This is a genomic window from Thermococcus sp. MAR1 (assembly GCF_012027305.1).
GTDB lineage: Archaea > Methanobacteriota_B > Thermococci > Thermococcales > Thermococcaceae > Thermococcus.
The window spans coordinates 137,704-150,313 of record NZ_SNUF01000002.1 but is presented as its reverse complement, the minus strand read 5'-3'; the positions used below and the strand labels follow the sequence as shown (position 1 = coordinate 150,313).

General features: G+C 52.6%; 16 protein-coding genes. 9 read left to right on the top strand and 7 right to left on the bottom strand.

Features of this window, described 5'->3' with window-relative positions:
• Positions 1-57 precede the first annotated feature (57 nt).
• Positions 58-1,191 carry a site-2 protease family protein gene (locus E3E25_RS08840; protein WP_167893157.1) on the top strand — a complete coding sequence of 378 codons (1,134 nt, stop codon included), beginning with the start codon at positions 58-60 and terminating at the stop codon, positions 1,189-1,191.
• 1 nt (position 1,192) lies between these two features.
• On the opposite strand, the gene E3E25_RS08835 is transcribed toward E3E25_RS08840, so the two are convergent.
• Entirely contained in the window at positions 1,193-1,948 is a 756-nt protein-coding gene (locus E3E25_RS08835) for a hypothetical protein (protein WP_167892927.1), read from the bottom strand.
• A 73-nt stretch (positions 1,949-2,021) separates the two neighbouring features.
• Between E3E25_RS08835 and E3E25_RS08830 the strand changes: the two genes are divergently transcribed.
• From E3E25_RS08830 to E3E25_RS08815, 4 genes are all read left to right on the top strand, one after another.
• Complete coding sequence (locus E3E25_RS08830) at positions 2,022-2,993, top strand: TIGR00269 family protein (protein ID WP_167892926.1); 972 nt, start codon at positions 2,022-2,024, stop codon at positions 2,991-2,993.
• Positions 2,994-3,094: 101 nt separating this feature from the next.
• Complete coding sequence (locus tag E3E25_RS08825; protein WP_370456674.1) at positions 3,095-4,486, top strand: ATP-binding protein; 1,392 nt, start codon at positions 3,095-3,097, stop codon at positions 4,484-4,486.
• A 32-nt stretch (positions 4,487-4,518) separates the two neighbouring features.
• Positions 4,519-4,716 carry a TIGR04140 family protein gene (locus E3E25_RS08820; protein ID WP_240910803.1) on the top strand — a complete coding sequence of 66 codons (198 nt, stop codon included), beginning with the start codon at positions 4,519-4,521 and terminating at the stop codon, positions 4,714-4,716.
• Positions 4,717-4,779: 63 nt separating this feature from the next.
• Complete coding sequence (locus E3E25_RS08815; protein WP_167892924.1) at positions 4,780-5,022, top strand: hypothetical protein; 243 nt, start codon at positions 4,780-4,782, stop codon at positions 5,020-5,022.
• 134 nt (positions 5,023-5,156) lie between these two features.
• Here E3E25_RS08815 and E3E25_RS08810 read toward each other — a convergent pair whose 3' ends face one another.
• Positions 5,157-5,912, bottom strand: coding sequence for a hypothetical protein (locus tag E3E25_RS08810; RefSeq protein ID WP_167892923.1), 756 nt, complete (start codon positions 5,910-5,912; stop codon positions 5,157-5,159).
• Between the two features lie 140 nt (positions 5,913-6,052).
• Here E3E25_RS08810 and E3E25_RS08805 point away from each other — a divergent pair, with 140 nt between their 5' ends.
• Positions 6,053-6,679 (top strand): hypothetical protein, encoded by a 627-nt coding sequence (locus E3E25_RS08805; RefSeq protein WP_370456673.1) that lies wholly within the window; start codon positions 6,053-6,055, stop codon positions 6,677-6,679.
• Positions 6,680-6,683: 4 nt separating this feature from the next.
• The gene (locus E3E25_RS08800) at positions 6,684-6,992 is read left to right on the top strand and encodes a transcriptional regulator (protein WP_167892922.1); all 309 of its coding nucleotides are present in this window, start codon (positions 6,684-6,686) and stop codon (positions 6,990-6,992) included.
• Here E3E25_RS08800 and E3E25_RS08795 read toward each other — a convergent pair.
• From E3E25_RS08795 to pcp, 3 genes are read right to left on the bottom strand one after another with little or no spacing between them, the layout of a single operon-like run.
• A complete protein-coding gene (locus tag E3E25_RS08795; RefSeq protein ID WP_370456672.1) occupies positions 6,973-7,593 on the bottom strand; it encodes a hypothetical protein in 621 nt (206 codons plus the stop codon). The genes E3E25_RS08800 and E3E25_RS08795 overlap by 20 nt on opposite strands.
• Positions 7,594-7,625: 32 nt before the next feature.
• Positions 7,626-9,620 (bottom strand): DUF460 domain-containing protein, encoded by a 1,995-nt coding sequence (locus E3E25_RS08790; RefSeq protein ID WP_167892921.1) that lies wholly within the window; start codon positions 9,618-9,620, stop codon positions 7,626-7,628.
• A gap of 49 nt (positions 9,621-9,669) precedes the next feature.
• Complete coding sequence (gene pcp, locus E3E25_RS08785; RefSeq protein WP_167892920.1) at positions 9,670-10,272, bottom strand: pyroglutamyl-peptidase I; 603 nt, start codon at positions 10,270-10,272, stop codon at positions 9,670-9,672.
• A gap of 60 nt (positions 10,273-10,332) precedes the next feature.
• Between pcp and E3E25_RS08780 the strand changes: the two genes are divergently transcribed.
• Together E3E25_RS08780 and E3E25_RS08775 are read left to right on the top strand one after the other, a co-directional pair.
• Positions 10,333-11,445 (top strand): NAD(P)/FAD-dependent oxidoreductase, encoded by a 1,113-nt coding sequence (locus E3E25_RS08780; protein ID WP_167892919.1) that lies wholly within the window; start codon positions 10,333-10,335, stop codon positions 11,443-11,445.
• Between the two features lie 9 nt (positions 11,446-11,454).
• Entirely contained in the window at positions 11,455-11,802 is a 348-nt protein-coding gene (locus E3E25_RS08775) for an ASCH domain-containing protein (protein WP_167892918.1), read from the top strand.
• On the opposite strand, the gene E3E25_RS08770 is transcribed toward E3E25_RS08775, so the two are convergent.
• A complete protein-coding gene (locus E3E25_RS08770; protein ID WP_167892917.1) occupies positions 11,795-12,163 on the bottom strand; it encodes a type II toxin-antitoxin system VapC family toxin in 369 nt (122 codons plus the stop codon). The genes E3E25_RS08775 and E3E25_RS08770 overlap by 8 nt on opposite strands.
• Positions 12,136-12,372 (bottom strand): antitoxin VapB family protein, encoded by a 237-nt coding sequence (locus E3E25_RS08765; protein WP_167892916.1) that lies wholly within the window; start codon positions 12,370-12,372, stop codon positions 12,136-12,138. The genes E3E25_RS08770 and E3E25_RS08765 overlap by 28 nt, the downstream gene beginning before the upstream one ends.
• Between the last annotated feature and the right edge of the window lie 238 nt (positions 12,373-12,610).

Genomic DNA, 12,610 nt, shown 5'->3' with positions numbered 1-12,610 from the left:
AATATCCAGGCAAGAATTTATAAATCAAACTGATGATTTTGGAGTTAGGTGACCCAAATGAACACCACCCTCATAGCAATCATACTCGGCATCGCAGTGTTCTGGATAGTCCTCTACGCCCTCTTCGGAAGGAGAGAGGAGAGAGAAGAGGGCCTCACCGTCGATATGTTCGTCGCGATGTGGAGAACGAAGAGACTGCTGGGTTTGATAGACGCAATAGCCAAAAAAGCCCGGCGCTTCTGGAAGGTTTACGCCGATGTCGGGATAGTTCTCGGCTTTGCAGGTATGGCCTACGTCTTCTACGCGCTCCTTAAAACCGCCATGAAAACGGTTCAGACCGGCGGCGAGCAGGCTGGCGTTCAGCTGGTCATCCCGGGCGTTACAATACCTCTCTGGTACGGCCTGATAGCACTTGCCGTCGTTATGGTCGTCCACGAGCTGAGCCATGGAATAGTGGCCAGGGCCGAAAACCTGCCGTTAAAATCGGTGGGACTTGTTCTTCTTGCCGTGATTCCGGGTGCGTTCGTTGAGCCGGACGAGGAGGCACTCGAAAAAGCTCCTCTCCGCTCAAGGCTCCGTGTTTACGGCGCTGGCTCCCTTGCAAACATAGCAACTGCCCTCCTGGCACTCCTAATAATAAACTTCGCCATAACCCCCGTTCTTCAGCCCGCTGGGATTCTTGTCTCGGGCATCCTAGAGGATGGCCCAGCCTTCGGTGTGCTCCAGAAGGGGGACGTTATAATAGCAATGGACGGGCAGCAGATAAAGGACATGGACAGCTTCATCAACTTCATGAACACCACCAAACCTGGCCAAGTCGTGACGCTTACAGTTCTGCGCAACGGGGAGGAACTGAACCTCCAGCTGAAGCTCGGAGCGCATCCAGAGGATCCGGAGAAGGGCTACATAGGCATCTATCCAGCCCAGCACGTGGTATCAAAAATCGGCTACGAGAACATGGTGCTCCCGCTGTTCTTCACGTTCTACTGGATATACGTGCTCAACATAGGGATCGGTCTGATGAACCTCTTCCCGCTCGTGCCCCTCGATGGAGGAAGGATGCTCGACGACGTGGTCAAGACGTACCTTCCGGAGAAGGTCGCCAAGCCCGTGAGGTACTTCACAATCGGAGTGGGCCTGTTCCTGCTGGCCCTTAACCTCTGGCCCGCACTGGCGAACTTGGTCGGCTGAGCTAAACCTCCAGCCTCTCCGGGATTATCCTTATTTTTCCCTTCGAGAACCGGAATTCGGCGGTGCACGGTTCAAACTCTGGTAGCAGGGACTTCCTCACGACCATCTTCTCAACCCCCGGTGCCTCTCCGTGGGTGAATTCTATTATATGCTCCGCGTACTGAGATATCCAGGATATAAAGCGCTTTGAGACTCTGTCTTGGTTGAGGAGGAATATGTTAACCGGTCTCCTTCTCCTCTCCGTGATCCTGGCGGACTCCTTCATCACCAGATTCCTCTGGAGGAGCTTCATGGCGGATTCTTCCCCGAAGAGATAAGCGAATCCGTCAAGGGTTATGGTGAGTCCAATGGGTTTTCTCTCCCCGATTTCTCGGAGTATCTCATGATACACAGAAACCATCTTCGGGAGGTATGTGCTGGCATCGATCTCCCCCGGAGAATACACAAAGGGCAGGTCGGAGATTATCCCGTTGACGGCACTGAATACGTCAATTATTGCCATATTTCTCGATTCTCCAAGCTCTTTCACATTAAAACCAAGCATTTTGCCGTATTTCTGCAACAGACTCATAGGAAAGGAGTAATTGGTGACGACACCAAAGCCGTTCCTGTTGACTAGACTCCTGAAGATTTCGACCCCCAGAACCCAGCCGAAGGAGTTCGTGTCGTAGAGAATGAGAACCAAACTGTCGTCTAGAAGGCCACCTCCAAGCATCGTGTCAAGCTCACCGATTCCCGTTTTTATAACATCATCCATCATAGGCCCTCACTCATTTAGTCTAAGGAACCAATCTTTTTAAACGATGTCCCGACTTTCCATCGGTGAGTCCATGAAGTGCTCCAAGTGCAATAATCCAGCGGTTTACCACGCGCGCTACACGGGGAGGTACTACTGCAGGAAACACTTCAACGAGATGGTAGAGAAGAAGTTCAAGGAGACGGTGAAGAAGTACCGCCTCATCGAAAAGGGTGAGAGAATAGCGGTCGGCGTTTCCGGGGGAAAGGACAGCGTCGTTCTCATGCATCTCCTGGCGAAGCTAAGCGAGAAGTTCCCCTTCGAGCTGGTTGCTATAACGATAGATGAAGGCATAGCCGGTTACAGGCCTTCCAGCGTTGAGATAGCCAGAAGGAACGCCGAGAAGCTGGGGGTAGAGCATCACATCTACTCCTTCAAAGAATACATCGGCTTCACCCTGGACGAGACCGTCGAGATAATGGGGAGCTTTGAAAAGGGAGAGCGCGTTGGGGCGTGCTCCTACTGCGGTGTGTGGAGGAGATGGCTCCTCAATTATGCCGCCAAAGATGTTGGAGCTGATAAATTAGCTGTCGGCCATAACCTGGATGACGAAGTCCAGATGTTCATAATGAACATCCTCCGCGGAGACATAGCCCGACTGGGCAGGACGGGCCCATACTACGAGGAGATACACCCCGAGCTTGTCCCCAGGATAAAGCCCCTCCGTGAGATTCCCGAGAAGGAGATAGTTCTCTACGCGGTCCTCAACAACATAGAGGTTGATTTCAGCGAGTGCCCCTACGCGGTCGAAGCCTTCCGTGCCGAAATCCGCGACTGGCTCAACGAGATGGAAGAAAAACACCCCGGCACCAAATACCAGATCCTCAGGAGCTACGACAAGCTCTTCCCGCTGATAGCGAAGACCTACACCAAAAAGACGAGCGAGCTGAACCGCTGTAAGATATGCGGCCAGCCGACGACAGGGGAGATATGCAAGGCCTGTGCCTTTAGACTCCAGGTGGAGAGGAAGGCCAGGGAGAAGGGATTAACTTTTAGAGTTGAGTGACAAAGGTTTAGAGAAATAAAGCCCAGCTCCCCTTGTATTTAATACCAAGTAGATAGTATAAAACAATAGCTTTTTATCACATTGTGATAGACTACGCTTAGGTGAGAACCGTGGAAGAAAGACTCGTAGAGAGCATTGTGAGAAGAACCATTGACACGGCTGAGGCAAGGCTTAGAAAGTATGTATTTACCCCAACTGGAGAAAAAAGACCTGAAAGGAAACCTCTCACGGATCTTAAAGAGGAAGTCGAGTTATTCCTTAAAATCCGGGAGAACAAACTTTTGGTTCTCTACGGTCTTCGTGGTGTTGGAAAGACCACCATGCTTGCCCAGATGTATTTCAAGCTTCTCCCCCAAATTCCAAGGGAGAGACTCGTTTACGTCTCCCTCGACAAGCTTCGTCCGTTGGGGATAAGTCTGAACGACTTCGTTCAGGCCTACGAGCGTCTCCTCGGCGAAAGAATCGAAGAGCTCAGCCAGCCAACCTTCCTGTTCATTGACGAAGCCCATTATGATGAGAACTTTGGGACTACGGTGAAAGACCTCTATGACTCCGCGAGCAATCTCATGATTGTGGTTACCGGATCTTCCTCACTCCCCCTTAAGCTTGACCCCGACTTGATGAGAAGGGCCAAGAAGCTCAGGGTGCCACCTCTTACCTTCACCGAGTACCTGCTTCTGAAAAATGGGATAAGAATTCCCGGGGAGCTTAGTATGGCTTTAAAGCGCGCATTTCTCAACTGTGATTTCTCCGGAATTGAGGAGAAGCTTAGGGGAGTACTGCTAAAGTTCACTGAAAGAGACGTTGAGGATTACCTCATTCAAGGCTCGCTACCCATTTACCTAACTTCCGGGAATCCGCTTGAAGATGCTTATGAGATACTGAGAAAGATTGTTGAAGTTGATTTAGTGAGAGAAGGGCTTTCTGAGACGACACGGGAAAAGGTTCTTGGTCTGTTACTTCTTCTTGCCTCCGGCGAAAGCTTAGCATACGATGACTTGAGCTCAACTTTGGGGCTTGCCAAGGCGACTGTAGAAAAAATGATTGAGAAGCTTGAGGACCTCGAAGTCATCTTCCCGGTAAGGGCCTACGGTTCTTTGGGCAAAGTCGCTCGAAAGACTCCGAAGTATAAGTTTCTGGCACCAATGCTCAGGAGTGCGGTGCTTTACGAGTTTGGACTCTTTGAAAGGGATTCAAAAACACTCGGCATGCTTCTTGAGGATGCCGTAGCGCTTTATCTTCACCTGCTTGCCAAGGAGAAGAAATTGGGGCTTCACTACGATGCCCAAAAAGGCGGTGCGGACTTTATCTTGAAGGGACACACTACAGGAGTTGTGGTTGAGGTCGGCTGGGGGAGAAAGAGCGTCCGTCAAGTTGTCAAGACCATGAAGAAGACGGGGTTAACCTGCGGTGTTGTGGTATACAATGGTCCTTTGAAAAAGAAGGACGATGTATGGTTTGTACCGAGGGAGCTCCTTTTAATGATGCTCTAACATCTTCTTTTGAACGCTCTGGAGGTTCCTCCTTGAGGATTGTTGAAACGCCAATTCCCCTCAGCGAGCTCGAGGAAATACGCGAGAAGAGCGGGGCAGAGGTTAAGCTTACCTACCTCGGAAAAATCGAGAGAAACGGCATAACTCTAAACAGGGTTCTGGTAGAGGGTAGTCCTGAGGAAATCGAGCGCTTCATGGAAAAACTTAGACTCGCAAGGGCCGGGGGTTAGTCTGGAAAACAAACTTCCAACCGGGTATTTAAGCTTTGACCCCAACTTTTCTTGGGTGGGAGCATGGAGGAGCTGAGTGAAGCGTTAAAGGCGGTTGAAAAACAGCTCAACTTCGCGAGGAAAGCATACGACTCAATACTATACCCCCACTGGAGCGTCGCGTTCCCGGTTATCCATATGACCTTATCAATACTCCCTGCCTACACGGAGCGCCCGCAAATTCCTTCGTGGTTCTCTTCTCGGCTTTGCTCTTTGCCCTGCCCCACTGAATGGCCCTCGAAGGGAGTAGAAAGAGAAAAACTTTGATAGTAACTGGGGCCTTTATCCTTGGCTCGTTCGCCGGCTATCTCTTCGCCCTTGGGGGCATAGTCCCGGCCATTGTTCTTCATTCCTCGGCGAATTTAGCCGGGCTCACAGCGTTGAAGATCAACGAAACAATCTCAAACGGGAAGTGGCGTTAGCTCCACCCTCCCACCAACAAGCCTGAAGCGGTACTGGCTTTTCAGGGGGTTGAACTCCGGGAGGGGAGATTTTCTTATAACCATGGTCTCCTCGAATGGAGCATTGGACGAGCTGAACTCTATCACGTACTGGCTGTACAGGGATATCCACGCCACTAGTTCCTCCGACGCCCTTCCCTTGTTCAGGAGAAAGATGTTTAGGGGCCTCTTCCTTTTTTCGGTTATTCTTGCCTTCTCCTTCTCTGCTATGAGCCTCTGGAACGTGGAGATGAAGTTTTCAGTTCCAAAAAGGAAGGCCAGACCGTCTATCGTTACATCGATTCCCACCGGTCGCCTGTCCCGTATGTGCTTGCTGAGAAGTTTTCGGTAAACCTTCTCGTACTTTGGAATGAAAGTGCCCACGTCCAGACTCACGTCGGTGTAAACAAAGTCTAGGGGATACTCAATTCCGTAAAACGACGAGAAGACGTCAATGACGGCTATATTTCCTGCCTCCCCTTCAGACTTCAAATCAAAGTCGATTGCCCTTAGCTCCATCTCAAGTGAGGATATCGGGAGGACGGAGTCTATTATCACGCCAAAATCCCCAAGCTTTATGCGGTTCTTAAGGATTTCAAAGGCAAGGGCCCATCCCTTGGAGTAGGTATCGTAGATTATGAGGAGGTTGCTGTCCTCAATCAGCCCATCCCCAAGGGCCTCATCGAGGAGAGGTATTCCAGTGCTCAGAATCTCCATGGTGCACCACCCACGTTCAACGGCATATTCATTAAGAAATGCTAGCAGATGAAGTATTTAACCCTATTCCCGGATTCGCGTAGTTGTTCTGAAATCCAGAGAAACCCCACCCTATAAATAATCCCGTGCCCTATTCCCGAATGGTGAGGTACATGGAGGACGTAAGGGAGCTGAAGAACGTTTTAGAGAGGGTCGAGGGCAAGCTCATAGCGGCGGGGAAGATGTACGGGGCGATGAACTTTGGAGTCTGGCTCTCAGTGATGCTCTTCTATTACGCCATCATCGGAGTCGCAGACATACCGTGGCAGTTCAACCTTGTTTATTGGCCCGTTGCCTTCATCGTTGCTATGGGTTTTACAGGGAGGGTATGGAAGCGTCTTCAGAGGCTCGGACGGGTCACGGGCAGGGAAGTGGAGGTCTCAGGAAAGGGCGGGATTCTGATAGCCCTCTCCTGGATCACCGGAATAATCCTGGGGTGGGGAATCATACCCCACATGAGCCTGGGGGTCAACGCAGAGGCGAGCATGGCCGTTGGATTCCTGAGCTTCATAGCCTTCTCGGTCTTCGCCATGTGGCTGGTATTTGCCAGATACGGCGGAATCGAGCGCGAGATAATCCCGGCGTTCCTCATCCCGGCCACTGGAATACCCATCGCCAAGGGCATGGAAACCGGGGCGATGGCCTGGGCCGGGTTTCTGGTTGGACTGGGGTTCTCACTAGCGGTACTTGCCTACATCTACTCGGCCTTCAAAGCCATAGAGCGGTGATACCATGGAGGCCCTCAGAGAGCTGAGCAGGAACCACACACTCGGGAACCCGGTTAGGTTAGGGATAATGCTATACCTCCTTCCAAGGGGGAGGGTTCTTTTTAAGGAGCTCCTCCAAGTTCTAGAGGTGACCCCCGGAAACCTGGACTCACATCTCAGAGCCCTCGAAAAGGCCGGCTACGTGGAAATTTACAAGGTCTTCGCCGACAGACCGAGAACGGCCGTAAGGATAACGGAGAAGGGGGCGAAAGAAACCGGCGATTATTTGAGGGCGCTGAAGGAAGCGCTATCGCTCATTCCCGCGGAAGACTGAACGGGTAATTCTTTCTTCTCAACATCCAGAGGCCGAGGAAAGCCCCAAGGGTGTCCATCACCAGATCCCTGAGTTTATTAAGGGTGCTCTCGTGGATGAAGGTTATAGAGCCTTCGCTGAGTTTCTCCGCAATTTCCCAGCCTATCGCCAGAGCGTAGAAGATGAGGAAGGAGTAGAGCACCAGCTCTTTTCGTGAGAGGTTCATTCTGCTCTCTCCTAAAGCGGAGAGCACCTCCGCGATCATCAGCCAGAGGGTAAGCCCGCCGAGGAAGTGGCTGATCATGTCCGCGTTTCTCCAGTCCCTGTGAAAGAGGTCGTAGTGCGTGAAGGGAACGTTGACGAGGGAAACATGAACCGCTATGAAGACCGCAAGGATCATCATGGTGCCCTCGTTGTATACTGGGGCAAGAAACGGGCGAAGTCTTTCCGGCGGATCGGGAACCTTGGCCGGCAAGATTAGGGGAATAGAGAGCCCAACGATAGCAACCCACGTACGGTAGATGTGGTCAGTCCTGCCGTTCATAACAGCTGTGATCAGACCGAGGAAAATGAGGAAAATCGAGGCCATGATGATTTTTCTCTCGCTCCCGATCCTGCTCACCCTACCGTCTTTCGATGCCAAAACTAAAAAATCTACCTATGCTTGCTTTCCTCCTCGGCCCTTCTTCTCAGCTCCTTCATGCGCTCTATTCTGTACTCTTCCACCAAGCGGAGGAGCCTCTCTGCCTCCTTCTCTTTATCCTCTTCTTCCCATCTGGCGAGCAGTTCGTCAATGGCCTTTTCGAGGGTCTCCCGCTCGACTACAGCGAACTCATCAACGCGCTTGACGTCAAGCTCCTCCGAGGTGAAGAAGGGCACGTGGGCCTCGCGGAGCACCTCCGCCACCGGCTCCGGAACCGGTTTCTCCGTTATCAGCGCCCGGATCCCCTTCTCCACCAGCTCCTCCGCTATGGCCCTCCCTGCACCGGCGGGATTCACCACGAACAGGACATCGCCCCGCTTTACACCTATCTCGCGCTCCAGTCTTTCGAGCTCGCGCCAGCTGAGGACGTTCATGACCTTTAGAGGGACGGCGGAGCCTCGAATCTCAACCACGTTCATCCTCTTTACCTGGACAAGGTCCCTGCTCAGCCTCTCTATCACGGCCTTTGCTTCGCGGAGCTGCTTCTCAAGGGCCTCTATGCGCTTTACCTTTGCCTCAAGCTCCCTCTCGCGGAGGACCTTCCTCCTGACTTCCTCGTCGTAGTCCGCTATTCTTCTCTCAAGCCTGCCTATAGTCTTCCGCTGCTCCTTTATTATCTCCCTCAGCTCGGCGTTCTCCCTCTCAAGGAACCCTATCCTCCGTTCAAGCTCGCGGATGCGCTTTATGTACGGGGTAACATCGATGCCCGGCTTTTCCTCCGGCGCTTCTTCTTCCTTGGGTCTTTCACGCAGTGTAACCCGCTGCATGGCCTCCCCGAGATTGTAGCCCTGTATAACAAGGGCCTTTACCTCGTCGGCCTTTCCCCTCAAACCTGCCTCGCGGAGTTTGGCCTCAACGTGCTCAAGCTTCGGCTTCAGTCGGAGGTAGGCCTTATAGGCGGCCGCTAAAGCGTCGCGCTGATGGTCGTCGTCAACGCTTATACCTAGGTTCCGGAGAAGTTCATTCTTCTCCTCAACGCGGAGGCTCTCCCTGGGAACGAAAAGGTTGGCCTTGAAGGAGCGGGCTATTTTTTCGACGAATCCCGGGGCGGGGTTCACATCGGTAGCAACGATGACTGGATGGCCGACGTTGCTTATGAACCGAAAGACCTCGCCGACCGGCATGTTCCTCTCGCTGTGGAGGGCCACTATGTTTCCACTCAGGTCTATCGCGGCTATGCCCACCGTTATGCCGGGGTCTATGCCGACGATTATGCTCCTCCTCTCGCGTACCGCCTCCTCGCCCCTGAGCGGGGCAAAGCCGAGTTCGGCCCTCTCAACGGGCTGGATTCTCACCTCGACGTCCCCGCCGCGGGTGGGCTTTATCAGCCCAGCAAGCTCTTCCCTAGATGCGTAGACCTTGAACTCCCCCTTGGCCAGACCGTAGTCCTTTTCCTCTGTCTCGAGGTCAAAAGGTATATCCGCCCTTCTGAGCCTGTCCTCTATCTCCCTCACCTTGTCGCGGACGAGGTTGTGGACGCGCTTTCTATAGCGGTCCTGGCTCCAGCCGCCCTTGCCGTGACTCCTTCCCCGGGTTACCTTGATTATAACCTCGTCCTCAAAAGCTAAAACCTCGTAGCCAACACCCTTGCTCGCGAGAAGGGCTGAAAGTTTCGCCTCCTCGTAGGGGTCGAACCTATCGAAGGTCCTTATCCCGTGCTCCTTGGCTAAACTCTGGAGGCTTCTCTGTTCTCCCGGCCTTCCGGTCACCTGGACGAGCTTCGTCCCGCTCGGAAGGGCTCGAAGAAACTTCCGCAAATCATCGCCGAGCTCAGTGACGCTGTCAAGAGCTATTATATCCGGCCTCTTGGACTGGATGAAGCGGATTAACCTGTAGAGGGTGAACTCACCCTTTCTCTCAAGCCTGCCGTTGAACCAGCTCACGACGGCAAACCTCTTGGGGTTCTCGCTTATTATGTCCACTCCGAGGATTAGAATAGGCCTCACCCTCTAGGGGTTCTGTAAGAAGGTTGAGGGGGCCGGTTTAAAAAGCTTATCAGCCCCGCAAGGAGGTTCTGATGGCGACCTCAAAGGCCTTCCCTATTGTTTCAACGGCCATAGAGGGTCTCGGCTTTTCCAAGGCCTGTTCGTGGCTGAAGGGGACGTGGATGAAGCCAGCCTTGGTTTCCATTCCAGCGACGGCTATCGTGTGGAGCGCCGTGAACATTGCGGTATTGCAGACATAGGTGCCAGCAGTGTTGGAGATTCCCGCGGGGATCTTTGCCTCCCTCAAAGCTCTCACGATGGCCTTTATAGGGAGTGTTGCAAAGTACGCGGCAGGAGCGCCCTCAAATACTGGCTCATCTTCCGGGGCAAACCCCTTGTTGTCCGGCATCTTGCTGTCCATGACGTTTATCGCAACGCGTTCGACGGTTATGTTGGGCCTGCCCCCCGCCTGTCCAGTCAGAATCACAACGTCCGGTCTTTCCTCCATGATGAGCCTCGGTAAAATCTTTCTGACGCCGTTGAAGGTCACCGGGAGCTGTCGCTTTATTATCTCTGCCCCATCAATCTCATCCGGAAGCCCCGAAACGGCCTCCCAGGAGGGGTTTATCTCCTCGCCGCCGAAGGGCTCAAATCCAGTGATGAGAACCTTCATGCTATCACCGAAAAGGTTAGGTTTTTAGGTTTTAAAACGCACTCCCCTCGGTGGGTGAGGATGAGGTACGACGTTCTTATCATCGGCGGCGGACCGGTTGGCAACTACCTCGCCAACCTGCTCGCGAGGGACTTCAAGGTCGCTGTTGTCGAGAGAAAGGGCTCCTTAGGGGGGAAAGCATGCACTGGCATAATAGGGGCCGAGAACTATGAGAGGCTCGGTCTTCCGGAGAGTGCCGTTTTGAACAAGCTCCGCGGGGCGGTTTTCTACTCGCGAATACAGAGCTTTGAGATAGAGAGAAAATCGCCGCAGGCTTACCTCGTGGACAGAAAGGCTCTTGAGAGGTGGCTGGCAGAGAGGGCCGTGGGGAAGGGCGTGGACTACTACATGGCGACGACCTTTCAGGGATTCAAAAACGGAAAGGCCGTCCTTCAGAGGTTTGGGGAGAGGATTGAGATCGAGGCGGACTTCTACATCGGGGCCGACGGTGTGAACAGCACCGTAGCCAAGGCGATAGGGGCCCAGACAAAAGGTGAATTCCTGAGCGGCTACGAGGCCGAGGTGGTTGGGAATTTCAATCCTGACTTCGTCGAGGTCTGGGTGAACCGGGATATAAACCCGGAGTTCTTCTTCTGGGTGGCACCGGTGAGTGAGAGAGTCGCCAGGGTCGGAACCTTCGGGAGCCTCGATGCTTTTCACAGGTTCTTGAGAATAAGGATGCTGAAGCCAACCTCGATAGTCGAGTTCAAAGCTGGAAGTGTCGGCTTTGGCTGGAGGAAACCCTGGGTTAAAGATAACGTTGCGCTCGTTGGAGATGCGGCGCTGCAGATAAAGCCGACCACCGCTGGAGGAATAGTTTACGGCATGTTCTGCGCCCATGCGCTAAGGAGGGCCCTCCTTGACGGAAGGCTCAGGGACTACGAGAAGGGCTGCTCCTTCGTGAAGAGACAGATAGGCTTCGGTCTAAGGTTCAGAAAAGTCTTCAAGGGCATGGGCCAGGACGACATCGAGAGGGTCTTTGAGGTCCTCGGAAGTCCGGAGGCGAGGGAGGTCATAGAGGAGCAGGCCGACTTCGATGACCACGTGAAGACGGCGAAGGCAATCCTTAAGAGGCCGAAGCTCCTCGCAAGGCTGATAAAGATAAGTCCCGCCATCGTCAGAACCCTCCTGTGAGGTGGTTCCATGGCAACCTGGCGAATGGGACTTCAGGAGGAGTACCTCAGGGCCATAGCCGAGGGCAGAAAGAAGGTTGAGGGACGCTTATACGACGAAAAGAGGCAGGAAATTAAGCCAGGAGACACGATAATCTTCGAGAACAAGCTGATGTGTGTAGTGAAGGACGTGAGGGTTTACTCCTCCTTCAGGGAGATGCTGGAGAAGGAGGGATTGGAGAACGTTCTTCCAGGCGTAGAGAGCATCGAAGAGGGCGTTAAGGTTTACAGGCGCTTCTATTCGGGGGAGAAGGAGAGGAAATATGGAGTTGCGGCGATAGAAGTTGAACCGGTGGGGTGGATCGGAGAGCCTAAATGATGTAGACTTCAAAGCCCAATTCCTTCAAAACCTCAAAGTCACTGTCCAAGGTTATTATCGGCAGGCCATTGACAATCGCAATTGAGGCTATGAACAGGTCCCTAAAGGACATGGGGCTTCCCTTTTCCCGCAGTTTTTTATGGAGATACGAGACCATTTCGGCACATTTCCCATCAAAGGGGAGCTCGATAAGCGTTTCAAGCCATATAAGCTCATCTTTTTTAGGCATCCCGAGGAGAATCTCGAACTTGGATATCGAGGTTATGTAGAAGGTGTTGTCCAAGGCAGTGACTTTTTCAAAGACTTCATCGTTGCCCCTAGCGATCTCGATTATCACGTTTGTGTCAAGGACTGCCCCCATTTTTCAAACTCCTCCTCAATCTCTTTGAGCTTCCTCTTTGTTTCCCGGTACTCCTCCTCATTCAATATACCTCGCAGGTGACGCAGGGCGTCGACGTTTCCCTTTCTTTCCCTTAAGAGCTCCCTAAACAGCTCGCTGAAGGATTTTTTACCCTTAATCCGGACGAGTTCGTTGTAAACATCATCCGAAATGGTTATCGTCTTGACCATGTTCCCACCAATACATTGTGTGCATGCATCATATTTAAGCATTATTCTCCACTTCTCCTCGCCAACTGCTGGAGCTTTGGGGAAATAATGGTAAAACTATCCCGGACTTACAAAGGAAGACATAGTGGCAGCCATAAATCATGCGAGCATGATACTAAAGGAGGAGCCTCTGAATGATTGAAATCAAATAAGTCCATGATGTTAAACATCAAGTTCAAATTCCTCACGAAGTCTCTCT